The following is a 22,213-nucleotide window of genomic DNA, read 5'->3' as shown; positions in this document are numbered from 1 at the left end:
ACAAAAAACGCTAAGGTAGAGGCCGGGTTAAACATTTTTTTTGACTGGTTGGATCACTTTTTTTAGCGCTTTTTGCTGGTATAAGCCCCTAATTTGGTTTGTTTTTTTTAATCATGGTCCGGGATGGGCTGAATTCTGTACCCGCCCGCCCGGGGCCGTGGTTGTAATAAAACTCCAAAATTTGATACTAATCACCCTCGCGCCTGAAAAGCGGGGGCCTGACCGTGACAGGAGGTCGAGGTGAAGCCTGCTGATTTTCATAACAAAGGGCCCGTGACCTGCACTTTGATCATGCCTTGTCCCCTCAGACATGAGAGACTTGGCGATGATTGTTTATTAACCATCAGGGAATAGTCATGCAGATTGGAATACCGAGAGAGAGTCTCGCCGGTGAGACCCGGGTCGCAGCGACCCCGGCCACTGTCGAGCAGCTGAAAAAGCTCGGCTTCGAGGTTGCCATCGAGGCCGGTGCCGGCCTGCGAGCCAGCTTCGATGATGCCGCCTTCGAGGCTGCCGGTGCCAGCGTGGTACCGAACGTCTGGCAAGCCGACCTTGTCTTCAAGGTCAACGCGCCGACCGAGGCCGAAATCGCACAAATTAAGGATGGTGCCACCCTGGTGAGCTTCATCTGGCCCGCCCAGAACCCCGAGCTGGTCAAGAAGCTTTCCGAGCGCAACATCAATGTGATGGCGATGGACATGGTGCCGCGGATCTCCCGTGCCCAGTCCCTCGACGCCCTCTCTTCCATGGCCAACATCGGTGGCTATCGCGCCGTCGTGGAAGCCGCGCACCAGTTCGGTCGCTTCTTCACCGGCCAGATCACCGCCGCCGGTAAAGTACCGCCCGCCAAGGTGCTGGTCATCGGTGCCGGTGTGGCCGGTCTGGCCGCCATCGGGACCGCCGGTTCCCTCGGTGCCATCGTGCGTGCCTTCGATACCCGCCTGGAAGTGGCCGAGCAGATCGAGTCCATGGGTGGGGAATTCCTCAAGCTGGACTTCGGCGGCGAAGATGGCGCTTCCAGCGACGGTTACGCCAAGGTGATGAGCGAAGAGTTCATCAAGGCCGAGATGGAGCTGTTCGCCCAGCAGGCCAAGGAAGTGGACATCATCATCACTACCGCCCTGATCCCGGGCAAGCCGGCACCCAAGCTCATCACCAAGGAAATGGTGGACAGCATGAAGCCGGGCTCCGTCATCGTGGACATGGCGGCCCAGGCCGGCGGCAACTGCGAATACACGGTACCGGGTGAACTGCATGTCACCGACAACGGCGTCAAGGTGATCGGTTACACCGATCTGCCGGGCCGCCTGCCTGCCCAATCCTCCCAGCTCTACGGCACCAACCTGGTGAACCTGATGAAGCTGATGTGCAAGGAGAAGGACGGCAACGTCGCCATCGACTTCGAAGACGTGGTGCAGCGCAACATGACGGTGGTCCAGGCCGGTGAAGTGACCTTCCCGCCCCCCGCCATCTCCGTCTCTGCCGCCCCGCAGAAACCGGCTGCCGCCAAACCGGCCGCCAAGAAGGAAGAGGCCAAGCCCTCCAACAAGAAGTTCGTGTTCGGTGCCCTCGGTATCGCCGCCTTCGGTTGGGTGGCCGCTGTGGCGCCTGCCGCCTTCCTCTCCCACTTCACCGTCTTCATCCTGGCCTGCGTGGTCGGTTACTACGTGGTGTGGAACGTCTCTCACGCCCTGCACACGCCGCTGATGTCGGTCACCAATGCCATCTCCGGCATCATCGTGGTCGGTGCGCTGTTGCAGATTGGACAAGGGTCGACCCTGGTCACCGTGCTGGCCTTTGTCGCCGTGCTGATTGCCAGTATCAACATCTTCGGTGGCTTCACCGTCACTCAGCGCATGCTGAAGATGTTCCGTAAGGATTAAGGGGGTTTAACGTGTCTCAAGGACTGGTAACAGCATCCTATATCGTTGCCGCCGTGCTCTTCATCCTCAGTCTCGCGGGACTGTCGAAGCAAGAAACGGCCAAGCATGGCAACCTGTTCGGTATCGCGGGGATGGCCATCGCCCTGCTCGCCACCGTCTTCAACCCGGAAACCAGTGGCGTCCACTGGATCATCCTGGCCATGGCCATCGGTGGCGCCATCGGCGTGCGTCTGGCCCTCAAGGTCGAGATGACCGAGATGCCCGAGCTGGTGGCCGTGCTGCACAGCTTCGTGGGCATGGCAGCGGTGCTGGTGGGCTTCAACAGCTTCATCGATCTGCACCCCTCCGCCCCCGCTGAAGTGGTGGTCTCCGTCGGTTCCAACCTGGATGCGACCCTGGCAGCCGCCCGGGCGGCGTTCGAGCAGGCGGCAAGCGTCGCCCAGGTCGAGCACCTCTCCGGCGCCATGCTGAACATCCACCTGGTGGAAGTGTTCCTGGGCGTCTTCATCGGTGCCGTGACCTTCACCGGTTCCGTGGTGGCGTTCGGCAAGCTGCGTGGCCTCATCTCTTCCAAGCCGCTGATGCTGCCGCACCGCCACAAGCTGAACCTGCTGGCCGTGGTGGTCTCCATCGCGCTGATGATCCACTTCGTCAACGCCGGTGGCTCCACCTTCGCTCTGCTGGTGATGACCCTGATCGCCTTCGCCTTCGGCTGGCACCTGGTCGCCTCCATCGGTGGCGCGGACATGCCGGTGGTGGTCTCCATGCTGAACTCCTACTCCGGTTGGGCGGCGGCGGCGGCGGGCTTCATGCTTTCCAATGACCTGCTGATCGTCACCGGTGCCCTGGTGGGTTCCTCCGGTGCCATCCTCTCCTACATCATGTGCAAGGCGATGAACCGCTCCTTCATCTCCGTGATCGCCGGTGGCTTCGGCTCCGACGGCGTGGCCTCCACCGCCGAGCAGGAGCTGGGCGAATACCGCGAGACCAACGCCGAAGACGTGGCCGACATGCTGAAGAACGCCAGCTCCGTCATCATCACCCCGGGCTACGGCATGGCGGTGGCGCAGGCCCAGTACCCGGTGGCCGAGATCACCCAGAAGCTGCGTGATCGCGGCGTCAAGGTGCGCTTCGGCATCCACCCGGTGGCCGGTCGTCTGCCTGGTCACATGAACGTGCTGCTGGCGGAAGCGAAAGTCCCCTATGACATCGTGCTGGAAATGGACGAGATCAACGATGACTTCGCCGACACAGACGTGGTGCTGGTGATCGGTGCCAACGACACCGTCAACCCGGCCGCCATGGAAGATCCGGGCAGCCCCATCGCCGGCATGCCGGTGCTGGAAGTGTGGAAGGCGCAGAACGTCATCGGCTTCAAGCGCTCCATGAACACTGGCTACGCCGGTGTCCAGAACCCGCTGTTCTTCAAGGAGAACACCCAGATGCTGTTTGGCGATGCCAAGGCCAGCGTCGAGGCCATCCTGAAGGCGCTGTAAGCGTTGACCGGATGAGACAAAAAGGGGGCTTCGGCCCCCTTTTTCTATGACCAGAGTGGGTGACCGTTGCAGGGAACAGACAGGCGGTGGTGCCTGCCTGTCCGGACTGACTGGCGAGCCCTGGCTCAATTAAAGTTGAGCAAAAGCACCAAAAAACCACCTTAAAGGCCTCTCATGGGGCCTTTTTGTCATTTCAGTCGTGATTTTGCTCACATTTTGTGGTGTTGTCTCACCAGTCGGGCATAATGCCCGCGCAAAAAGCGGATTTGCTCAATTTTATTTGAGTCCGCTGTGAATATCCTTACCCAACGTTGACCGGATGACCCCATGACCGAGGTAGCTCCCTTGCGCGACGCCAGCACACTGACCGATGAAGAGCGCCATCTGATCGCCAGCTTCGAGCCTGCGGTGGCGGCGCTGTCCGCCCTGTTTGGCCCGGGCTGCGAGGTGGTGCTGCACGCCTTTGACAGTCTGCACGCCTCCGTCATCAAGATTGCCAACGGCCACATCACCGGCCGCCAGGAGGGTGCGCCGGTCACCGATTTTGCGCTCGACAAGTTGCACAGTGCCGCCGGCAGCCAGTGGAGCAGCTATTTCTCCCGCTCCCGGGAGGGCACCCTGCTGAAGTCTTCGTCCATCACCATCAGCAACCGCGAGGGCAAACCCATCGGTATGCTGTGCGTGAATTTCAGCCTGGACACGCCCCTTGGCAGCCTGCTCGACACCTTTGCCCCGCCCGCAGAACCCCCTGCCCACGGCACCGAGACCTTCGCCAGCTCGGTGGATGATCTGGTGGCGCAGGTGATCGCCAAGGTGGACAGGGATCCCGGGCTGGGCAGCAGCGTGCGCAACAAGGCGATCGTGCACCGGCTCTACGACATGGGCATCTTCGAGATCAAGGATGCCGCCCAACTGGTAGCCGAGCTGCTCGGCATCTCCCGCCATACCGTTTACCTGCATATCCGCAATCACAAGGCGGAACTGGCCGAACAACAATGACGAGCCCGCACGCGGGCGTCATGAACATGAGACACATCGCAATGAACGTACAATGGACCGACTTTATTACCCTGCTCAAGCGTGAAGTGGTGCCGGCCCTCGGCTGCACCGAGCCCATGTCGGTCGCCCTGGCGGCGGCCAACTGCCGCAAGCTGCTGGGGCAGGTACCGACTCGCACCCGCGTCTGGGTCAGCGGCAATCTGTTCAAGAACGGCATGGGGGTCGGCGTGCCCGGCACCGGCATGATCGGCCTGCCGGTGGCCGCCGCCGTCGGCATCACCGGTGGCAACCCGGATGCTGGGCTGGAGGTGCTCAAGAGCCTCACGCCGGATCAGGTCGAGGCGGCCAAGGGGCTGCTGCCCACCATAGAGGTGGATGTGAAGGATGTGCCCGACGTGCTCTACGCCGAGGTGCTGGCCGAAGTGGAGGGGCACAGCGCCCGGGTGGTGATCTGTACCGACCACACCCGCATCGTGCTGATGGAGAAGGATGGCGAGGTGTTGATGGTGCAGGACAGCGCCCCCGGAGTGCAGATCCAGCCAGCCAAGGCCGACAAGCCCGCCATGACCCTGAAGGAGATCGTGGCCTTCGCCCTGGAGGTGCCGCTGGCCGAGATCGACTTCATCCGCGAGGCGGCCACCATGAACCAGGCGCTGGCGGACGAAGGGCTGCAGGGCTATGGCCTGCGTATCGGCAAGATCCTCACCGACCAGGTGGAACGCAAGCTGCTTTCCGACGATCTGATGACCCTGGTCATGCGCCTGTCGTCTGCCGCCTCCGATGCGCGGATGGATGGCGCCATGCTGCCCGCCATGTCCAACTCCGGTTCCGGCAACCAGGGCATTGCCGCCACCATGCCGGTGGTCGCCGCCGCCCGCTTCCTCAAGGCCGATGACGAGCAGCTGGCCCGTGCCCTGGTGATGAGCCACCTGGTGGCCATCTACATCAAGGCCTACCAGAACAAGCTCTCCGCCCTGTGTGCCGCCAGTACCGCCGCCATGGGATCGGGGGCCGCCATCACCTGGCTGCTGGGGGGCCAGTTCGAGCAGATCAGCCACTGCATCAACAACATGATTGGGGATGTTTCCGGCATCATCTGCGACGGCGCCGGCAGCGCCTGCTCCATGAAGGTCTCCACCTCAACCTCGGCGGCGGTGAAATCCTCGCTGATGGCCATCAACAACCTGCGCGTGCCCCAGAGCGAGGGGATCGTCTCGGACGATGTGGACCAGACCATCGCCAACCTGGGTCGCCTCTCCAGGGAGGGGATGCTGGATACCGACATCGAGATCATCAACATCATGCGGGCCAAGCAGCAGGGTAAGCACCAGTGACCCCGGAGTGCCGCCGTCGGCCATAAAAAAACCGGAGCCAGTGGCTCCGGTTCTTCATTGTTCGTTCGCTACTCAGCCGCGACCGAGACGGTTGTCCGGGTAGTTCTTGGCAAGCACTTCGCGGGCATGCTGGGCCAGGGTCGGCATCTTCAGGGTGTCATAGGCGTTGACCATGATTTCCAGTGCCTTCTCGGTTTCCATCGTGTCGGGATAGGTCTCTACGATCAGCTTGGCGCGGTTGGCGGCGGCGATCAGGGCGTCACGCTTGACGTAGTACTCGGCTACCCCCAGGTCATAGCGGGCAAGACGGTTCTTCAGGCCGATCATGCGGGCACGGGCATCGGCTGCATAGCTGCTGTTGGGGTAGTTCTGCAGCAGGGTCTTGAAGTCCTGGAAGGCCTGACGGGCGTAGGAGGGGTCCTTGTCATCCCGATTGATGCCGAGGAAATCCTGGAAGAAGTTGTAATCCGCCGCCATGTTGGTCAGGCCGCGCATATAGAAGACGTAATCGATGTTCTTGTGCGCCGGGTTCAGGCGGATAAAACGGTCGATGTTGGCGATCGCCTGGGCGGTATCATCCTGCTTGTAGTAGGCATAGATGAGATCGAGCTGAACCTGGTTGGAGTAGGCACCGAACGGGTAACGAGAGTCCAGCGCTTCCAGCAGTTCGATGGCATTGAGGTAGTTGCCGGTATCCAGTTTGATGCGGGCTTTCTGGTACAGAACTTCCGGCGGTTCGTCGGGAACCTTGGGTTTGGTGCTGGAACAGCCAGTGATCAGGGTAGCGACCAAGGCGAGCGACATCAGCAGGTGAGACTTCTTTCCCATCAACAACATCCGGTCCATTTCCACGAAATTGGCAAAGTATCCGTTATGCTTGGCTAAAAGAAAAGCTAGAATACCCGGATTATTTCGAATTGATACCCCCGCTCAAGAGACCATACATGAGCCAGCATATTGAACTGACAGGCGAATTTCAGGATCACCAATTCGGGCAACGACTCGACCAGGCCCTGGCCGAATTGTTTCCCGACTACTCCCGGACCCGCATCAAGGAGTGGATTTTACAGGACAGAGTGACCCTGGACGGTCAGGTTGCCAATACCCCGCGCGAGAAAGTGGTGGCCGGGCAGCAGGTACATGTGAATGTGGAACTGGCAGACGACACCCGCTGGGATGCCCAGAACATCGAGCTGAACATCGTCTATGAAGATGAACACATCCTGGTGATCGACAAGCCGGCCGGCCTGGTGGTTCACCCGGGCGCCGGTACGCCGGACGGCACCGTGCTCAACGCCCTGCTGCACCGCTACCCCGGCATCGCCGAGGTCCCCCGCGCCGGTATCGTGCACCGTCTGGACAAAGACACCACGGGGTTGATGGTGGTGGCCAAGACCATTCCCGCCCAGACCCACCTGGTGGAAGCCCTGCAGGCACGCCAGATCACCCGTGAGTACGAGGCGATTGCCATCGGTCACATGACCGCCGGCGGCACCGTCGATGCCCCCATCGGTCGTCACCCGACCCAGCGTACCCACATGGCCGTGGTGCCCAACGGGCGCGAGTCCGTCACCCACTACCGGGTGCACGAGAAGTTCCGTGGGCACACCCGTCTGCGGTTGCGGCTGGAGACCGGCCGTACCCACCAGATCCGTGTCCACATGGCCCACATCAAGCATCCGCTGGTGGGGGATCCCGCCTACGGCGGTCGTCTGCGTCTGCTGCGCAACGCCACCCCCGAACTGACGGAGGCCCTGCGCGGTTTCCACCGTCAGGCGCTGCACGCCACCATGCTGAAGCTGGCGCATCCCATCACGGGTGAAGTGATGGAGTGGCACTCCCCCACGCCGCAGGACATGGTGGCGCTGATGGAAGTGCTGCGGGCGGATACCCTGGCCAATCCGGACGATCTGGTCTGGAACTGATCCCGGGGGCGGCCTTGCGACGATTCCTGCCGTAACCTGCCCTCCATGATCTGATGCGGGGCCCCTTGACTGGTTGCAGCCAAGGGGCCCCGTTTTCATATGAACGAAAGGAGCCACAAATGAACTGGATCGCACCCGACTGGCCCGCACCGGGCAATGTCAGGGCTCTCTCGACCACCCGGGACGGCGGCATCAGCGAAGGGGTCTTTGCTGGTCTGAACCTCGGGGCCCATGTGGGCGATGAACTGACCAGGGTCGAGGCCAACCGCGCCCGACTGCAGCAGGTGGCGGGGATCCCCGGCACTCTCAACTGGCTCAACCAGGTACATGGCATCGCCGTCCATCCGGTGAGCGACCGTTATGAGCGCGTACCGGATGCCGATGCCGCCTGTGCGCATGAGGCGGGGCAGGCCTGCATCGTGATGACTGCCGACTGCCTGCCGGTGCTGTTCTGCGATCGGGCAGGCACCGTAGTGGCGGCGGCCCATGCCGGCTGGCGCGGACTGCAGGGGGGCGTATTGGAGGCAAGCATCGCTGCCATGGGCTGCGAGCCTGGCGAGATCCTGGTCTGGCTGGGCCCGGCCATCGGTCCCGCCGCGTTCGAAGTGGGTGGCGAGGTGCGCGATGCCTTCATGGCGGAGCAGGCGGAAGCGGCGACTGTATTCGTGCCATCCCTCAACGAAGGGAAATGGCTGGCGGATATCTATCAGCTGGCCCGACTGCGCCTCGCCCGCGCCGGCGTCACCGCCATCTATGGCGGCGAATACTGCACCTTCAGCGACAGCGAGCGCTTCTACTCCTATCGCCGCGACGGGCAGACGGGTCGCATGGCCTCCCTTGTGTGGCTGGAAAAATAGCCGAAGAGGCGCTCGCGAGTGGCCGCAAGCGCCTCTTCACTCCCTGGTGATGGCCCTTTGGCGGCCATGTCTTGCTGCCGAGCAGGCTCAGGGTACAGGCTGCCATTGCGAGGTCGTTTTCCCTCGGTCATTGCTATTGAGGAAAAAATAAACAGCCACCCCTTGAAATTGCCCTTCAAGACCACATCTTCCTTGTCAGAAAGCGATGTTGTTGCCGCGCATGCGGCGTCTGTCTTGAAGGGGGAGTGCAATGCGCCTCGATCGCCTGACCAGCAAATTCCAGATTGCCATTTCCGATGCCCAGTCTCTTGCACTGGGTCGTGACCACCAATTCATTGAACCCGTCCATCTGATGAGCGCCTTGCTCAATCAGGACGGCGGATCCATTCGTCCGCTGCTCACCCTGACCGGGCTCGACATCAATACCCTGCGCTCGCGCCTCGGCGAGGAGCTGGACCGCCTGCCCCGCGTCAGCGGCGTGGAAGGGGACGTACAGCTCTCCAACGGCCTAGGCCGCCTGCTCAACGTCTGCGACAAGCTGGCCCAGCAGCGCAAGGATCAGTTCATCTCGTCCGAGCTGTTCGTGCTGGCGGCCCTGGACGAGAAGGGGACGCTGGGCGAACTGCTGCGTGCCCAGGGGCTGACCAAGGAAAAACTCGAGGCAGCCATCGACAAGGTCCGTGGCGGCAAGAAGGTGGAGGATGCCAACGCCGAGGAGAATCGCCAGGCGCTGGAGAAGTACACCATCGATCTCACCGAGCGGGCAGAACTCGGCAAGCTCGACCCGGTGATCGGCCGGGATGACGAAATTCGCCGCACCATCCAGGTGCTGCAACGCCGCACCAAGAACAACCCGGTGCTGATCGGTGCCCCCGGCGTCGGCAAGACCGCCATCGTCGAGGGTCTGGCCCAGCGCATCATCAATGGCGAAGTGCCGGAAGGGCTCAAGAACAAGCGGGTGCTCTCCCTCGACATGGGGGCCCTGGTGGCCGGAGCCAAGTATCGCGGCGAGTTCGAGGAGCGGCTCAAGGCGGTTCTGAACGATCTGGCCAAGGAGGAGGGCAACGTCATCCTCTTCGTGGACGAGCTGCACACCATGGTCGGCGCCGGCAAGGGCGAGGGTGCCATGGATGCGGGCAACATGCTCAAGCCCGCCCTGGCCCGCGGCGAGCTGCACTGCGTCGGGGCCACCACCCTCGATGAGTACAGGCAGTACGTGGAGAAGGATGCCGCCCTGGAGCGCCGTTTCCAGAAGGTGCTGGTGGAGGAGCCCTCGGTGGAGGACACCATCGCCATCCTGCGTGGCCTGAAGGAGCGCTACGAGCTGCACCACCATGTGCAGATCACCGACCCCGCCATCGTCGCGGCGGCCCAGCTCTCCCACCGCTACATCGCGGATCGCCAGCTGCCTGACAAGGCCATCGACCTCATCGACGAGGCGGCGGCCAGCATCCGGCTCCAGATCGACTCCAAGCCGGAATCCCTGGACCGGCTCGAGCGGCGCATCATCCAGCTCAAGCTGGAGCAGCAGGCGCTGATGAAGGAGGACGATGACGCCAGCCGCAAGCGCCTCGATCTGCTCAATCAGGAGCTGACGGAAAAAGAGCGGGAATACAACGAGCTGGAAGAGGTGTGGAAGGCCGAGAAGGCTGCCCTCGCCGGGACCCAGCACATCAAGGCGGCACTGGAGCAGGCCCGTCAGGATCTCGAGGTGGCGCGCCGCGCAGGGGACTTGGGCCGCATGTCCGAGCTGCAGTACGGCCGCATCCCGGAGCTGGAGAAACAGCTGGATCTCGCCACCCAGGCCGAGATGCAGGAGACCAGCCTGCTGCGCAACCGGGTCACCGACGTGGAGATCGCCGACGTCCTGGCCCGCTGGACCGGCATTCCGGTGGCCCGCATGCTGGAAGGAGAACGGGAGAAGCTGCTGCGGATGGAGGATCAGCTGCACAGCCGGGTGATCGGCCAGGAAGAGGCGGTGGACGCCGTCTCCAACGCCATTCGCCGCTCTCGTGCCGGGCTGTCCGACCCGAACCGCCCCATCGGCTCCTTCCTCTTCCTCGGCCCCACCGGGGTGGGCAAGACCGAGCTGTGCAAGGCGCTGGCGGAGTTCCTGTTCGATACCCAGGACGCCATGGTGCGGATCGACATGTCCGAGTTCATGGAGAAACACAGCGTGGCCCGTCTGGTGGGGGCGCCTCCGGGATACGTGGGTTACGAGGAAGGGGGGTATCTCACCGAGGCGGTGCGCCGTCGCCCCTATTCGGTGATCCTGCTGGACGAGGTGGAAAAAGCCCACCCGGATGTCTTCAACATCCTGTTGCAGGTGCTGGACGATGGCCGCCTGACCGACGGTCAGGGGCGTACCGTGGACTTCCGCAACACGGTCGTCATCATGACCTCCAACCTCGGGTCTGATCTCATCCAGGAGCACCACTCCGAGAAGGATTATGACGAGATGAAGGCCATGCTGATGGAGGTGCTGACCCGCAGCTTCCGGCCGGAGTTCATCAACCGGATCGACGAGACCGTGGTGTTCCACCCCCTCGGTGAGGAGCACATCAAGTCCATCGCCCGCATCCAGCTCAAGAGCCTGATGAGCCGTCTGGAGTCCCAGGGCTTCGAGGTGGAGGTGAGCGAGGAGCTGCTGACCAAGCTGGTTCATGCCGGGTTTGATCCCGTCTACGGGGCGCGCCCCCTCAAGCGGGCGATCCAGCAGAAGGTGGAGAACCCGCTGGCCCAGGCCCTGCTCAGCGGCCGGGTCATCCCGGGCAAGACACTGCGGCTGGGGGCCGACAGCAATGGGCTCACCATGAGCCAGCCTTAACGCCGTTATCGATGAAAACGCAGGCCTCGCGCCTGCGTTTTTTTATGGGCGTTCGCAACCCGTCAGGGGGATCCTGTGCACTGTTGCGGCATGTCACCCGACCCATTCAATGTGCTCCAGCCTGTTGTGTGGCACGGCGTCGGTCAGCCAGCGGCGCAGGCTGTCGATATGCTTGCGCCGTGCGCTGTGTCTGGGCCACACCAGGTAGTATCCATCCGTGGTGGCGACGGCTTGGTGAAAGGGCAGTGCCAGCAGCCCGTTTGCGATGGCCTCCTGGCTCAGCAGCAGATCCCCGACCGAGATGCCGTGTCCGCTGATGGCGGCCATGTTGCCCTGCTCCAGGGTGTCGAACACCTTGCCACTGGCCAGATTGAGCCCTGGCCTGGCGCCGGTTCCCTTGAGCCACCGCCGCCAGTCACGGCGATCCGGCGAGGGGTGGATCAGTTCGCACGCCGCCAAATCCGTGCGGGCGGTTTCCACCAGGGCCGGGGCACAGAGGGGGATCAGCCACTCTTCGAACAGCAGGTGACACTCGGTGTCATCCCCGAAATGGCCGTTCCCCAGCAAGATGGCGCAGTCATAGGGCTCGCGGTGAAAATCGACGCCGTCTATGTCCATCCAGACGCTGGAGGCCAGGATCCTGGGAGTGGGGTGATGTTCACGGAACGTGCCGAGCACATCCAGCAGCCAGCGCATGGTCAGGGTCGAGGGCGCCTTGAGTCGCAGCTCCTGGCCGTTGCGGCGAAAAGTCTGACACGCCATCGTCAGGCTCTGGAACCCCTCCGTCAACTGCTCCGCCAGGGCGCGGCCGGCTTCCGTCACCTCGACCCTGGGGCCATGGCGGTGAAAGAGTTCGCACTCGAACCAGGCCTCCAGGGTCTGGACATGGCGACTGACGGCGCCCGGCGTCACGTGCAGAGAGGCTGCCGCCTTGCTGAAGGAGCCGAGCCGGGCCGCGGCTTCAAACGCACGCAGCGCGTAGAGAGGGGGAAGGGTCATCGTTCGATATCAATGTGAGCTTTACTCACATTCAATGGGAGTTTTATCCGTTTTTCAAGGGCCGAGTCCCGTTGAATAATGCAGCCAACCCCGGGGCTGGTTGAGCATGACTCATCATGCCGCCTTGGCTAAAGGCGGACATGGCGGTATCAACGAAGGAGGAAAGACGGAATGAACATGATGTTGCTGGGGGCCTACACCTTGTCGGTCGTGCTCCTGTTGTTGACTCCGGGGCCTGTCGTGGCGCTCGTCACCGGCACGGCGGTTCGTCATGGTTATCGCCAGGCCTGGATGACCCTGCTCGGCACCAACGGGGCCTCCCTGGTGCTGATCCTGATGGCGACCCTGATCTTGGCCGGCGTGATCTCTCTGCCACCCTTGTGGCTCTATCTGCTGGGCGGGGCGGGGTCACTCTACATCGGTTATGCGGCCGTGGGCGGCTTGATGGCAGGGGTGAGCCGGGATACCCGGTCCGGTGCGCCTGTCCTTGCAGGTGGTGGCTTTACGCAGGGCTTCATGACCGGCGTGGCCAATCCCAAGGACATTCTCTTCTTCGTCGCCTTCTTCCCGCAGTTCATCGCGGTGACACCGCACTTTGGCACCAGCATTCTGACCCTCTCCATGGTATGGATCTTCTTCGATCTGCTGGTGCTGAGTCTCTATGTCCTGCTGGTGAAGCGTTGGATGCCGGCCCGGCACAGCAAGCATATCGCGTTGATTTCATCTTTGTTTTTGCTCGCAGTTTCACTGTTCGGGGTTCTGTACAATGGGGTGAAAGTCACCCTGATGCTGGCGTGACCAGGGGTGAGACAAGGGAGTCAGACATGTTTCTATTCGTGTTCTATCTGGGCGGCAACGCCGGCCAATCCAATATCGAGGTCCACGACATCCAGTTTGTGGCGGCGCAGACCCCCGAGGGGGCCTGGCCTGCACTGCGGGAGGCCTGGTTCGGCGATCCCGACAAGGTGCATATCGACGGTTACGCCAGGCTGCTCTGGGCGGATGGCTATTCGGTGTATCTGCGGGAGACGCCTCCTGAGAAAGAAGCTCCCCGCCTCTACTTTGTGAACATGGGTGGCTATCACCCAGACTCCCTCGCGGAGCTGCATGCCTTCGATTTCTTTGTGGCAAAGGATGCAAAGGAAGCAAAAGCCAGGGGGCTCGCATCCTTGCTAAAGGGGGTCAGGCACCAGCACAAGGACAACCTGAAAGAGGTGGACGACTGCCTGCTGCTGGAGACGGTGAGCGGTCTGTACGTGCACCTTGTGCCCGATTCCGAAGGGAGCCCCTTCAGACCGCAATGGCAGGGATATCAGCCCATCGGCCGCTGAGCGTGACGGTTGCAGGCGGGGGATAAAAAAAGCGGCAATCCGAAGATTGCCGGGAGGAATGTATTCGATGCGATCTGACGTGGGTTGAGCGGATCGCAGGGGCAAGCCCCAGGGTCGGCAGGCACAGTCAGCGACCATGCCCGCCTTACAGTCAGTCGGGATACGCTCTCCACCCCGGCTGACCAGCTTCGCTATCGCGTCTGTCCCGCGCCGTGTTGCCGCGATAGGAGGACAGATGCAATCAAATCAATTCGTTACAGCATGCCTGGGATGGCAGCTTTCATTTCAGATGGCCAGACGCCGACCTGGACCTGACCGATGTGCTCTTTTTGCAGCAGCAGCATGGCCAGACGGGATTGGCCGATGCCGCCGCCGATGGTTTGCGGCATCCGTGCTGCCAGCAGATCCTGATGCCAGTCATATTGCAGGCGATCCTCGTCGCCGGTGATGGCGAGCTGGCGGCGCAGGGCCTCTGCGTCCACCCGGATCCCCATGGAGGAGATCTCGAAGCTGTCTTCCAGCACCGGGTTCCACACCAGGATGTCACCGTTCAGACCCGCCAGCCCGAGCTCGCTCTCGCTGCTCCAGTCGTCGTAGTCCGGGGCTCGCACGTCGTGGCGTTCGCCGTGGGAGAGGGCGCCACCGATACCGATGAGGAAGACCGCTCCCAGCTCTTTGGCGATGGCGCGCTCGCGTCCCTTGGCATCGAGGTTCGGGTAGCGGGTCAGCAGCTCTTCACTGTGCAGGAACTGAATATCCGCCGGCAGGAAGGGGGTCAGGTCGTGCTCGGCACAGACCGCGCGCTCGGTGGCCTTGATGGCGGCCCAGATGCCGCGCACCGTCTCCTGCAGATAGGCCAGATCCCGGCGCTCGCCCGGCATCACCTTCTCCCAGTCCCACTGGTCGACGTAGACGGAGTGAATGGGGCTGAGACGATCCTCGTCCGGACGCAGTGCCTTCATGTGGGTGTAGATGCCTTCACCCGGGCCGAAACCGAAGCGACCCAGGGTCTGGCGCTTCCACTTGGCCAGGGAGTGGACCACCTCATAGCTGTGCTCCGGCAGGGTTTTCACCTTGACCTGCACTGCATGCTCGCAGCCGGAGAGGTTGTCCTGGGTGCCGTCACCGACCCGGCTCAGAATGGGGGCTTGTACCTCCATCAGGCCGAGTTGCAGTGCGAGTTGGCGGGAGAACATCTCTTTGACGAAGCTGATCTGCTGTTGGCTGCGGATGTAGTGCTGTTTCATGCTGAATTACCTGTCGTGAATCCGTTGAATGCGGTGATTCTTCAACAGAATGCCAACTAAATTCAATATTCGATAATTGAAATAGGCTTTGTGTGTTTTTTTCTTCAAAATAAGCCATCAATTAATGATGAATCATTAAAAGGAGCGCAAAAAAGTGTCAGAAAATTATCGGATCGATAATCTCGATCAGGCCATCCTCTCCGCCCTGATGGAGAATGCGCGCCTGCCTTACGCCGAGCTGGCCAAACAACTGCTGGTGAGCCCGGGCACCATCCACGTGCGGGTAGAGAAGATGAAGCAGGCGGGCATCATCGAGGGAACGCGGGTGCAGGTGAACCCCAAGAAGCTGGGCTACGACGTCTGCTGCTTCATCGGGATCAACCTCAAGAGCGCCAAGGATTACCCGTCGGCCCTGGCCAAACTGCAGGCGCTGGACGAGGTGGTGGAGGCCTACTACACCACGGGCCACTACAGCATCTTCATGAAGGTGATGACCCGCTCCATCGACGAGTTGCAGACGGTACTGATCCACAAGATCCAGACCATCGACGAGATCCAGTCCACCGAGACGCTGATTTCGCTGCAAAACCCGATCCTGCGGGATGTGAAGCCTTGAGTCGGGTGGTCTGAGGGGGGCGTTGAGATCCCTCTCCCGTGCGAGACCCTGTCCGCGCAGCAGAATTTGACCCTGTGGGCTATGACACCCTGACCGGTGGATCAGGGTTCGATATAGGGGATGCCGTATTTGTCGTAGAGGGCCTTGAGCCGGCCGTCCCGCTTCATGTGCAGCAGTTCGGCATCATAGGCGGCCATCAGGGCCGGGGTGTCGGCATCGGCCCGGGAACGGGTCCAGACATTGAAGTAGGGGCTGGTCTTGAGGGGTTTTGGCAGGTAGTCGAGCTTGCCTTCCAGTCCCTCCTCTCTTATCTGGGTGAAGGCGGTGACCAGGGACATGGGCACCACGTCGATGCGACCGGCGATGAGTTTGCGCAGTTGCAGCTGGTTGATGGGGATCTCCTGGAAGTGATAGCTCGGGTCTGTCATGGCCGCCGCGAGCTCGGGGGTATAGGAGAAATCCCGGGTGACACCGATGCGCCAGGGTTTGAGATCCGTCAGATGGTCATAATGGATCCGGCCTGCGGACTCCTTGCGTATGAAGAAGTGCCAGCTATGGAGCATATGGGCCTGTTCGGGGTAGAGCAGATAGGCCTCCCGCTCCGGTTTGTAGGAGTGGGTCAGCAGCAGGTCATAGAAGCCGCTTTCGGCATTGCGGGTGAGCCTGGCCCCCGAATCGATGAGCTCAATCCTGATGGGGGTATGGAGCGTGCCGAAGATGGCGGTGACGAGATCAACATCCAGCCCGCGAGGGTGTCCCTGTGCATCCAGCCACTTGAGAGGGGGCTCCAGGATGCCACCAATGACCAGCTCCCTGGCTGACAGCCAGCAGGGCAGCAGCAAGCAGAATACGAGCAAGCGTCGCACGTTACATCTCCTGAGCACTCGGGACGGGGTCGCATCCGGCAGGGACTGTGACCGGCACCTATCTAACTAGAGACGACCACGGATGGCAAACCCTGAAATGGGGAGGGGACAAACGAACGGTGCCGGTGGGAGGGGGGCGGGCTGCATCGACAGGCCGCCCCGTGGCAGAGTCGGGCGGGATGGACCAGCCACTCGCCGGCTGTGGGCGGGAGGGTGGTCGGCATGAAACCTGTGCGAGGTTGCCTGCCTCAGGTTGCCTGACACTGTTTCATCTGGGTGTTGAGGGCCTGCATCACCTGACGACGGCTGATGATGCCCGTCACCTTGCCTCCCTCCATTACCGGATAGACCTTGGGTCTGGCCCCGGCCATCTGGCGGGCGAGATCCACGATGTTGTCATCAGGAGAGACGAACAGCGGGGTCCGGCTCATCAGATCTTCGACCAGAGTACGGGTGTCGCAGTGATAGCTGCCCGTGAGCAGGGCGGGAATGCAATCCTGCTCGGAGAGAAATCCGACGAGGTGCTGATGGTCATCCAGTACCGGCAGGCCCCCCAGGTTTGCCCGATGGAGTCTGTCCAGCGCCTCGGCCAGACCGAGGCCGGGGTGCAGTGAGTGGGTCAATGGCTGCATATGATCGCGAATTTGTAGCATGATGGTGGCTCCATGGGGGTCGATGGGGCCACTATGCCCGGTGGCTGTGACACGGGGCCAATGGGTTTTGCCTCGGACATCGATAGGTCATGGCCGATGAATGGGCCCTCCGTGCGATCCTGCATGGATCGGGGAGGGCGACAACCACAAGGAGAGGGTATGCGTGCATTGGTAACGGGCTGTGGCCGTCGCCTGGGATTCTATCTGTGTGAGCAGCTGGTGGCCGCTGGCTGGCAGGTGACGGGCAGCTATCGCAGCGAACGGCCCGAGCTGGATCGTCTGCGAGACGTGGGCGTCGAGCTGGTACAGGCGGACTTCACCCGGGAAGAGGAGGTGGGCGCTGTGGTGACGGCGCTGGCGGCCCATGAGGATCTTGCCCTGATCATCCACAATGCCTCCGCCTTCGAGCCCCAGGCGGCGGATCCTGCGGTGCAGCTGGCCCAGTTTGATCAGTTCTACCGGGTACACATGGCGGCTCCGTTCCAGCTCAACCGGGCGCTGGCCCCTGCCCTTGCCCGCCAGCCCAACGGGGGCATCATCCACATCACCGATATCTACATCCATGCCCCGGCGCCCCAGTTTGCCGCCTACGTGGCCACCAAGGCGGGAGCCCATTCCCTGGCCATGAGCTTTGCCCGCGAACTGGCGCCTGCCGTGCGGGTCAACACCATAGAGCCTGGCCCCATCCTGTTTCTCGACGAGCACGGGGATGACTGGCGCCAGCAGGTGCTGGCGAAGACGCCGCTGGCGCGGGAAGGGGGTCTGGAGCCCATCTGGCAGGCGGTACAGATGCTGATGAAGAACGACTACATGACCGGGGCCAGCATCCGGGTGGACGGGGGGCGCGCCCTCGCCGTCATCTAGGGCAAGGCGGGCCGCCATGACATGAGGCGCCTTTGGGCGCCTCATGTGTGTGAACGGCTCAAGGGTGCCGGATGGCGGCGTGCCGGGAAGGGGGGCCGGGGTGGCCGTTGCCGGGAAGCAGGGCCTCGTCTTGCTGGCAGAGATGGATGGGGGCCTGGCCGATGCGCTGCTTCGCAAACACCTTGCTGCCCGGCAGGCCGAGGGTCACCTTGCCGGAGTCCACACTGCCGCCCTGATACATCTCCGCCAGCAGATCCCCCAGGTAGGCATCCACCCCGGCCTCGGCGAAGTCATCCCGTTCGCCGCAGGCCAGTATGTCGATGTCCAGTGGCCTGTCCGCCACCTTGCACAGGGGGTTGCTGCGATCCCGGCCATGGGTCAGCTCCATGGTGACAAACTCGGCCTTGAGCTGGACGGGGGAGAGGTCGCTCTGGACGACGAACAGGCAGTTGAGGAAGTCGTGGCGCGAATGCATGCCCACGGGTTTGGTCTGGATGACGGAACTCAGGTGAAGGCGACCAAAGCGGGCCAGCAATTCGGCGACGACCTGACTGACGTGCAGGGCGGGGTCGAGATTGGATCCAATGCTACAGAGGTAAAACATGCTTTCCATTCCTTGGGTTGGGCTCGTCTGAAATATATACGCAGCTCACGGTTATGGGATTCACTATGAATTAACATGTCGTTATCTGTTGTGATCCAACGCTGATTGGCAGAAAGGAGGTTTGCATGAGCGTAGAAATGAAATGGGCACTGTTGGCCGCGTCAGGGGCCCTTGCCATGATCATTGTCATCTGTGTGGCGTCCGTCGGCCTGGCGTGAATCCGGCCTCGGTGAGCAATCAAACCGGCTTTATGGCCGGTTTTGCTTTTTGGGGCAGTGCGGATATGCTGGCTCCCCCATGACGAATCGAGACCGCAGAAGATGACCAAGGTTCGGCCCCGCTCCCTGCTCCAGGTAGTACTGATGGGCTTCGTGCTGGTGCTGATGCCCCTGGGGGGCATGATCTGGCACGACAGTCAGGCTCTCTCCCACCTGGGCCAGCTCACCAGCGACGAGATGGAACGTGCGGTGCGGGACACTCGCCGGGCGACGCTGCTCTCCACCCAGGCCATCGATCTGGAGCGCACCCTGCGCCGCTATGCGGTCCTGGGTGATGATCGCATCCTGGCCAGCTATCGGCAGCAGCTGGTGCGCTACCGGGAACTGCTCGCGACCCATCAGGACTCCATTCCGGATGCCGAGGTCTACGGAGATCTCGAGGCGACGCTGGTCTGGCTCGACGGCCTGCAGGATCTGCGCAAGGCCAGGCAGGAGGCGACCAGCCCCCGTTTCACCGACTTCAACGAACTGAACCAGCAACTGGAAGTGGTCACCCGCAGCCAGGTGGATGATCACGTGACCCGCATGCGGGGCGCCATCGTGGAGCTGAAACAGCAGATCTGGTGGGTCAGCGGCTTCGTGGTCGGGCTCAGCCTGCTGCTGGTGTTGCTCTTTACCTACCTCATCATCCACCCGGTACGTCAGATTGAGTCGCGGATCCTGAGTCTGGGCGCAGGCGTCGAGCCGGATCAGCGCCCGGTGGATGGCCCGGCCGAACTGGTGCTGCTGGGGGAGCGGATCAGCTGGCTGCACGACAAGCTCAAGGAGCTGGAACAGCAGAAATACCAGTTCCTGCGCCACGTATCCCACGAGCTGAAAACCCCCCTTGCCGTGCTGCGGGAGGGGGCTGATCTGCTCTCGGAGCAGCTGGTGGGGCCCCTCAACGGGGATCAGCAGGAGATCTGCCAGATGCTGGAGGAGAACAGCCGCCGTCTGCAGACCCTGATCGAGCGGCTGCTCGACTTCAATCGCCTCAGCCAGCAGGAGGTGTTCACCCTGTCCGAGGTGCCCCTGGCGCCCTTGTTGTCAGACTTGTCCGAAGAGTACCGGCTCGCGCTGGAATCCAAGCAAATCAGTGTACACTTGCCGCCCGAGCCCATCAGCCTGCGGGCAGAGCCCTACCGCCTGCGACTCATCCTCGACAATCTCTTTTCCAACGCGGTCAGCTATGGCGCCAGGGGCGGACAGATCTGGATCCGCGCCGGGGCGGGAGCGGGCGGCGGCTGGCTGGAGGTGGCCAACGAAGGGCCTGTCATCCCGCCAGACGAGCGGGAGCGCATCTTCGAGCCCTTTGAACAGGGCAGCATAGTGCGCCAGGGATTGCTGAAAGGCTCCGGCATGGGCCTCTCCATTGCCCGTGAGTCTGCCATGAGTCTGGGCGGCGAGCTCAGGCTGATCGAGGATGCCCAGGCGGATGTCTGTTTCCGGCTGGATTTGAACGTGCGCCCGAGCTGACGGGCGTGGCGGCGACCCCGCAGGTGCGGGTGGCGCCTTGACACCGAATATTGAGAGGAGCGGGCAGGTGCCTGTTCCCCACCAGGATCTGAAGTGACATTCAAGATGAAACGATTTGTGATTCCCGTATTGATGATAGGCCTGCTCGCTGGCTGTTCCCTGCTGCCTTCTACCAGCCTCACCGAGCCTTCCCAGGAGGCGATCGCCAGGCGGATGGAGTTTGCCAACAAGGAGATGCAGGTGCGCCTGCAATACTCGGACTGGCTGCTGGCCAGCCATCCCCAGCAGCGGATGCAGGAGCGCCAGCGACTGGCCGGCGCCACCGACCTCGAGAGCCGGGTCAGCCTGGCCATGGTCAACACCCACCCGTCCGAATCGGTGGCCAGCCGCCGGGCCGGGCTGGATCAGCTGAAGGCTCTGTTGCCGGAGCTCGGTCTCGATGCCCAGGCCTTCCTGCGCAGCTGGATCGCCCTCGGGGAGGAGCTGCTGGTGCGAGACAGCCGCCGCGACGATCAGAGTCAGGAGGTGAAGCGTCTGCGCCAGCAGATAGAGCAGCTCTCCGCCATCGACGAGCAGCTCAACCAGCGTAAGCTCAATGGGGGAGGTCAGCCATGACAGCTCCGGACCGCGCCGCAATGATCGCGTTTTTCGCCAAGAGGGGGTGAGAGCATGAGCCGTATTCTGCTGGTGGACGATGATGCCAGCCTGCTCAAGCTGATGAGCATGCGCCTGCGCAGCCAGGGTTACGAGGTGGATACCGCCGACAGCGCCGAAGGAGCGCTGGACAGGCTGCGCCAACAGCGGGCCGACCTGGTGCTGAGCGATCTGCGCATGGGGGGCATGGACGGGCTGGCGCTGTTCGAGCGGATCCAGTCCCAGTGGCTCGGCATGCCGGTGATCATCATGACCGCCCACGGCACCATTCCCGACGCCATCCAGGCGACCCGCTCCGGGGTGTTCAGCTTCCTCACCAAGCCCATCGACAAGGACGAGCTGCTGGTCACCATAGAGCATGCTCTCAGCCTGACCCGTCCGAAGCAGCAGCAGGAGTGGCAGTCCCTCATCCAGACCCGTAACCCGCAGATGGAGCAATTGCTGATCCAGGCGAGCAGCATCGCCACCATGGACGTGCCCGTGCTGATCCTGGGTCCCTCCGGCGTCGGCAAGGGGGTGATGACCCAGGTGCTGCACCAGGCCAGCCACCGCCGCGACAAGCCGCTGCATACCATCAACTGCGCGGCTCTGCCCTGGCCCACGCTGGACTTGCAGCTGTTTGGCGAGGATGGCCAGTCCGGCCTGTTTGCCGAGGCCAAAGGCGGCACCCTCTTCCTCGACGAGATAGGGGATCTGTCGGAGTCACTCCAGGCCAAGTTGCTCCAGGTGCTGGCGGAGTATGGTCAGGGCACCCCCGAGGTGCGGGTCATCAGCTCCAGCCATCAGGATCTGGTGACCGCCATGGAAGAGGGGCGTTTTCGCGAGGATCTCTTCTACCGCCTCAACGTGGCCAACATCACTCTGCCGCCTCTGAGCGCCCGCAGCGAGGACATCCCCCTGCTGGCCCGTCAGGCGCTGGACGATTACCGCAACCGTCACCCCGATTGCGCCGCCCTCGGCTTCTCGCCTGAGGCGCTGGCCCTGCTGGCCGCCGCGGCCTGGCCGGGCAACGTGCGCCAGCTCTGCGGGGTGGTGGAGCAGCTCGCGAGCCTCTGCTGCAGCCCGGTGATCGGCGCGGCCATGGTGGAGTCGGCCCTGAGTGGCGGCGGTGGCGGCATTCCCTCGTTCAACGAGGCGCGGGCCGAGTTTGAAAAGGAGTACCTGATCCGGCTGCTGCGCACCACGGAAGGCAATGTGACCCTGGCGGCCAACATGGCGGGGAGAAACCGCACCGACTTCTACAAGCTGCTGAATCGGCACGGCATCGAGGCGGCCAACTTCAAGTCGAAGGGATAAATGACAGAGGGGCGGCCCGTCGATGACGG

General features: G+C 62.5%; 21 protein-coding genes. 15 read left to right on the top strand and 6 right to left on the bottom strand.

The genetic code is table 11. The features are described from left to right. Window positions 1-356 precede the first annotated feature (356 nt). The 4 genes from AB5Y47_RS00115 to AB5Y47_RS00100 all read left to right on the top strand — a co-directional run bounded on the left by AB5Y47_RS00115 (window position 357) and on the right by AB5Y47_RS00100 (window position 5,712). Window positions 357-1,883 carry a Re/Si-specific NAD(P)(+) transhydrogenase subunit alpha gene (locus AB5Y47_RS00115; protein ID WP_010675996.1) on the top strand — a complete coding sequence of 509 codons (1,527 nt, stop codon included), beginning with the start codon at window positions 357-359 and terminating at the stop codon, window positions 1,881-1,883. An 11-nt stretch (window positions 1,884-1,894) separates the two neighbouring features. Then, complete coding sequence (pntB, locus tag AB5Y47_RS00110) at window positions 1,895-3,379, top strand: Re/Si-specific NAD(P)(+) transhydrogenase subunit beta (RefSeq protein ID WP_010675995.1); 1,485 nt, start codon at window positions 1,895-1,897, stop codon at window positions 3,377-3,379. Between the two features lie 327 nt (window positions 3,380-3,706). Next, the gene (locus AB5Y47_RS00105) at window positions 3,707-4,378 is read left to right on the top strand and encodes a transcriptional regulator (protein ID WP_069652367.1); all 672 of its coding nucleotides are present in this window, start codon (window positions 3,707-3,709) and stop codon (window positions 4,376-4,378) included. 26 nt (window positions 4,379-4,404) lie between these two features. Next, window positions 4,405-5,712, top strand: coding sequence for a serine dehydratase subunit alpha family protein (locus AB5Y47_RS00100; protein WP_368219571.1), 1,308 nt, complete (start codon window positions 4,405-4,407; stop codon window positions 5,710-5,712). Between the two features lie 72 nt (window positions 5,713-5,784). Here the strand turns inward: AB5Y47_RS00100 and AB5Y47_RS00095 are convergent, their stop codons facing one another. After that, a complete protein-coding gene (locus AB5Y47_RS00095) occupies window positions 5,785-6,540 on the bottom strand; it encodes an outer membrane protein assembly factor BamD (RefSeq protein WP_029314864.1) in 756 nt (251 codons plus the stop codon). A 116-nt stretch (window positions 6,541-6,656) separates the two neighbouring features. On the opposite strand from AB5Y47_RS00095, the gene rluD reads away from it, so the two are divergent. The 3 genes from rluD (at window position 6,657) to clpB (ending at window position 11,321) form a co-directional block, all read left to right on the top strand. Further along, on the top strand, window positions 6,657-7,637 hold the full coding sequence (rluD, locus tag AB5Y47_RS00090; protein ID WP_010675991.1) for a 23S rRNA pseudouridine(1911/1915/1917) synthase RluD: 981 nt from the start codon (window positions 6,657-6,659) through the stop codon (window positions 7,635-7,637). Window positions 7,638-7,756: 119 nt separating this feature from the next. Next, window positions 7,757-8,494 (top strand): peptidoglycan editing factor PgeF, encoded by a 738-nt coding sequence (gene pgeF / locus AB5Y47_RS00085; protein WP_368219570.1) that lies wholly within the window; start codon window positions 7,757-7,759, stop codon window positions 8,492-8,494. A gap of 250 nt (window positions 8,495-8,744) precedes the next feature. Then, a complete protein-coding gene (clpB, locus tag AB5Y47_RS00080) occupies window positions 8,745-11,321 on the top strand; it encodes an ATP-dependent chaperone ClpB (RefSeq protein WP_236275558.1) in 2,577 nt (858 codons plus the stop codon). Window positions 11,322-11,414: 93 nt separating this feature from the next. Here clpB and AB5Y47_RS00075 read toward each other — a convergent pair whose 3' ends face one another. After that, window positions 11,415-12,320 carry a LysR substrate-binding domain-containing protein gene (locus tag AB5Y47_RS00075; RefSeq protein ID WP_223953867.1) on the bottom strand — a complete coding sequence of 302 codons (906 nt, stop codon included), beginning with the start codon at window positions 12,318-12,320 and terminating at the stop codon, window positions 11,415-11,417. Window positions 12,321-12,491: 171 nt separating this feature from the next. Between AB5Y47_RS00075 and AB5Y47_RS00070 the strand changes: the two genes are divergently transcribed. Then, window positions 12,492-13,118 carry a LysE family translocator gene (locus tag AB5Y47_RS00070; protein ID WP_049636036.1) on the top strand — a complete coding sequence of 209 codons (627 nt, stop codon included), beginning with the start codon at window positions 12,492-12,494 and terminating at the stop codon, window positions 13,116-13,118. Window positions 13,119-13,144: 26 nt separating this feature from the next. After that, a complete protein-coding gene (locus AB5Y47_RS00065) occupies window positions 13,145-13,651 on the top strand; it encodes a DUF1543 domain-containing protein (RefSeq protein WP_049636035.1) in 507 nt (168 codons plus the stop codon). Between the two features lie 254 nt (window positions 13,652-13,905). On the opposite strand, the gene asnA is transcribed toward AB5Y47_RS00065, so the two are convergent. Continuing rightward, window positions 13,906-14,898: an aspartate--ammonia ligase gene (gene asnA / locus AB5Y47_RS00060; protein ID WP_049636034.1), complete on the bottom strand. Its 993-nt coding sequence runs from the start codon at window positions 14,896-14,898 to the stop codon at window positions 13,906-13,908. Between the two features lie 154 nt (window positions 14,899-15,052). On the opposite strand from asnA, the gene asnC reads away from it, so the two are divergent. Further along, complete coding sequence (gene asnC / locus AB5Y47_RS00055) at window positions 15,053-15,514, top strand: transcriptional regulator AsnC (RefSeq protein WP_041214272.1); 462 nt, start codon at window positions 15,053-15,055, stop codon at window positions 15,512-15,514. Window positions 15,515-15,615: 101 nt separating this feature from the next. On the opposite strand, the gene AB5Y47_RS00050 is transcribed toward asnC, so the two are convergent. Both AB5Y47_RS00050 and AB5Y47_RS00045 read right to left on the bottom strand, forming a co-directional pair. After that, entirely contained in the window at window positions 15,616-16,380 is a 765-nt protein-coding gene (locus tag AB5Y47_RS00050) for an ABC transporter substrate-binding protein (RefSeq protein ID WP_049636033.1), read from the bottom strand. 248 nt (window positions 16,381-16,628) lie between these two features. After that, complete coding sequence (locus tag AB5Y47_RS00045; RefSeq protein ID WP_029314862.1) at window positions 16,629-17,033, bottom strand: CBS domain-containing protein; 405 nt, start codon at window positions 17,031-17,033, stop codon at window positions 16,629-16,631. Window positions 17,034-17,192: 159 nt separating this feature from the next. Here AB5Y47_RS00045 and AB5Y47_RS00040 point away from each other — a divergent pair, with 159 nt between their 5' ends. Further along, window positions 17,193-17,897 carry an SDR family oxidoreductase gene (locus AB5Y47_RS00040; RefSeq protein ID WP_039039618.1) on the top strand — a complete coding sequence of 235 codons (705 nt, stop codon included), beginning with the start codon at window positions 17,193-17,195 and terminating at the stop codon, window positions 17,895-17,897. Between the two features lie 58 nt (window positions 17,898-17,955). Here the strand turns inward: AB5Y47_RS00040 and folK are convergent, their stop codons facing one another. Further along, the gene (gene folK / locus AB5Y47_RS00035) at window positions 17,956-18,501 is read right to left on the bottom strand and encodes a 2-amino-4-hydroxy-6-hydroxymethyldihydropteridine diphosphokinase (protein WP_049636031.1); all 546 of its coding nucleotides are present in this window, start codon (window positions 18,499-18,501) and stop codon (window positions 17,956-17,958) included. A 125-nt stretch (window positions 18,502-18,626) separates the two neighbouring features. Here folK and AB5Y47_RS00030 point away from each other — a divergent pair, with 125 nt between their 5' ends. The 4 genes from AB5Y47_RS00030 (at window position 18,627) to AB5Y47_RS00015 (ending at window position 22,184) form a co-directional block, all read left to right on the top strand. Next, a complete protein-coding gene (locus AB5Y47_RS00030) occupies window positions 18,627-18,719 on the top strand; it encodes a YnhF family membrane protein (protein WP_010675981.1) in 93 nt (30 codons plus the stop codon). A 102-nt stretch (window positions 18,720-18,821) separates the two neighbouring features. Continuing rightward, complete coding sequence (locus tag AB5Y47_RS00025) at window positions 18,822-20,234, top strand: sensor histidine kinase KdpD (RefSeq protein ID WP_045522797.1); 1,413 nt, start codon at window positions 18,822-18,824, stop codon at window positions 20,232-20,234. A 105-nt stretch (window positions 20,235-20,339) separates the two neighbouring features. Further along, on the top strand, window positions 20,340-20,849 hold the full coding sequence (locus AB5Y47_RS00020; protein ID WP_039039694.1) for a hypothetical protein: 510 nt from the start codon (window positions 20,340-20,342) through the stop codon (window positions 20,847-20,849). Window positions 20,850-20,903: 54 nt separating this feature from the next. Further along, on the top strand, window positions 20,904-22,184 hold the full coding sequence (locus AB5Y47_RS00015) for a sigma 54-interacting transcriptional regulator (RefSeq protein WP_368219568.1): 1,281 nt from the start codon (window positions 20,904-20,906) through the stop codon (window positions 22,182-22,184). Window positions 22,185-22,213 lie beyond the last annotated feature (29 nt).

This window comes from Aeromonas sp. R7-2 (genome assembly GCF_040908105.1).
Taxonomy (GTDB): domain Bacteria; phylum Pseudomonadota; class Gammaproteobacteria; order Enterobacterales; family Aeromonadaceae; genus Aeromonas; species Aeromonas caviae.
The sequence above is the reverse complement of the archived record's forward strand: the minus strand, read 5'-3'. Positions and strand labels throughout refer to the sequence as shown.

What these genes read in the sequence shown, in the direction of transcription:
- folK (WP_049636031.1), bottom strand. Translation starts at nt 18,501, where the DNA reads ATGTTTTACCTCTGTAGCATTGGATCCAATCTCGACCCCGCCCTGCAC.
- AB5Y47_RS00040 (WP_039039618.1), top strand. Translation starts at nt 17,193, where the DNA reads ATGCGTGCATTGGTAACGGGCTGTGGCCGTCGCCTGGGATTCTATCTG.
- AB5Y47_RS00020 (WP_039039694.1), top strand. Translation starts at nt 20,340, where the DNA reads ATGAAACGATTTGTGATTCCCGTATTGATGATAGGCCTGCTCGCTGGC.
- AB5Y47_RS00025 (WP_045522797.1), top strand. Translation starts at nt 18,822, where the DNA reads ATGACCAAGGTTCGGCCCCGCTCCCTGCTCCAGGTAGTACTGATGGGC.
- AB5Y47_RS00015 (WP_368219568.1), top strand. Translation starts at nt 20,904, where the DNA reads ATGAGCCGTATTCTGCTGGTGGACGATGATGCCAGCCTGCTCAAGCTG.
- clpB (WP_236275558.1), top strand. Translation starts at nt 8,745, where the DNA reads ATGCGCCTCGATCGCCTGACCAGCAAATTCCAGATTGCCATTTCCGAT.
- AB5Y47_RS00045 (WP_029314862.1), bottom strand. Translation starts at nt 17,033, where the DNA reads ATGCTACAAATTCGCGATCATATGCAGCCATTGACCCACTCACTGCAC.
- AB5Y47_RS00100 (WP_368219571.1), top strand. Translation starts at nt 4,405, where the DNA reads ATGAGACACATCGCAATGAACGTACAATGGACCGACTTTATTACCCTG.
- AB5Y47_RS00030 (WP_010675981.1), top strand. Translation starts at nt 18,627, where the DNA reads ATGAGCGTAGAAATGAAATGGGCACTGTTGGCCGCGTCAGGGGCCCTT.
- AB5Y47_RS00115 (WP_010675996.1), top strand. Translation starts at nt 357, where the DNA reads ATGCAGATTGGAATACCGAGAGAGAGTCTCGCCGGTGAGACCCGGGTC.
- rluD (WP_010675991.1), top strand. Translation starts at nt 6,657, where the DNA reads ATGAGCCAGCATATTGAACTGACAGGCGAATTTCAGGATCACCAATTC.
- pgeF (WP_368219570.1), top strand. Translation starts at nt 7,757, where the DNA reads ATGAACTGGATCGCACCCGACTGGCCCGCACCGGGCAATGTCAGGGCT.
- AB5Y47_RS00070 (WP_049636036.1), top strand. Translation starts at nt 12,492, where the DNA reads ATGAACATGATGTTGCTGGGGGCCTACACCTTGTCGGTCGTGCTCCTG.
- AB5Y47_RS00105 (WP_069652367.1), top strand. Translation starts at nt 3,707, where the DNA reads ATGACCGAGGTAGCTCCCTTGCGCGACGCCAGCACACTGACCGATGAA.
- AB5Y47_RS00065 (WP_049636035.1), top strand. Translation starts at nt 13,145, where the DNA reads ATGTTTCTATTCGTGTTCTATCTGGGCGGCAACGCCGGCCAATCCAAT.
- AB5Y47_RS00095 (WP_029314864.1), bottom strand. Translation starts at nt 6,540, where the DNA reads ATGGGAAAGAAGTCTCACCTGCTGATGTCGCTCGCCTTGGTCGCTACC.
- asnA (WP_049636034.1), bottom strand. Translation starts at nt 14,898, where the DNA reads ATGAAACAGCACTACATCCGCAGCCAACAGCAGATCAGCTTCGTCAAA.
- AB5Y47_RS00075 (WP_223953867.1), bottom strand. Translation starts at nt 12,320, where the DNA reads ATGACCCTTCCCCCTCTCTACGCGCTGCGTGCGTTTGAAGCCGCGGCC.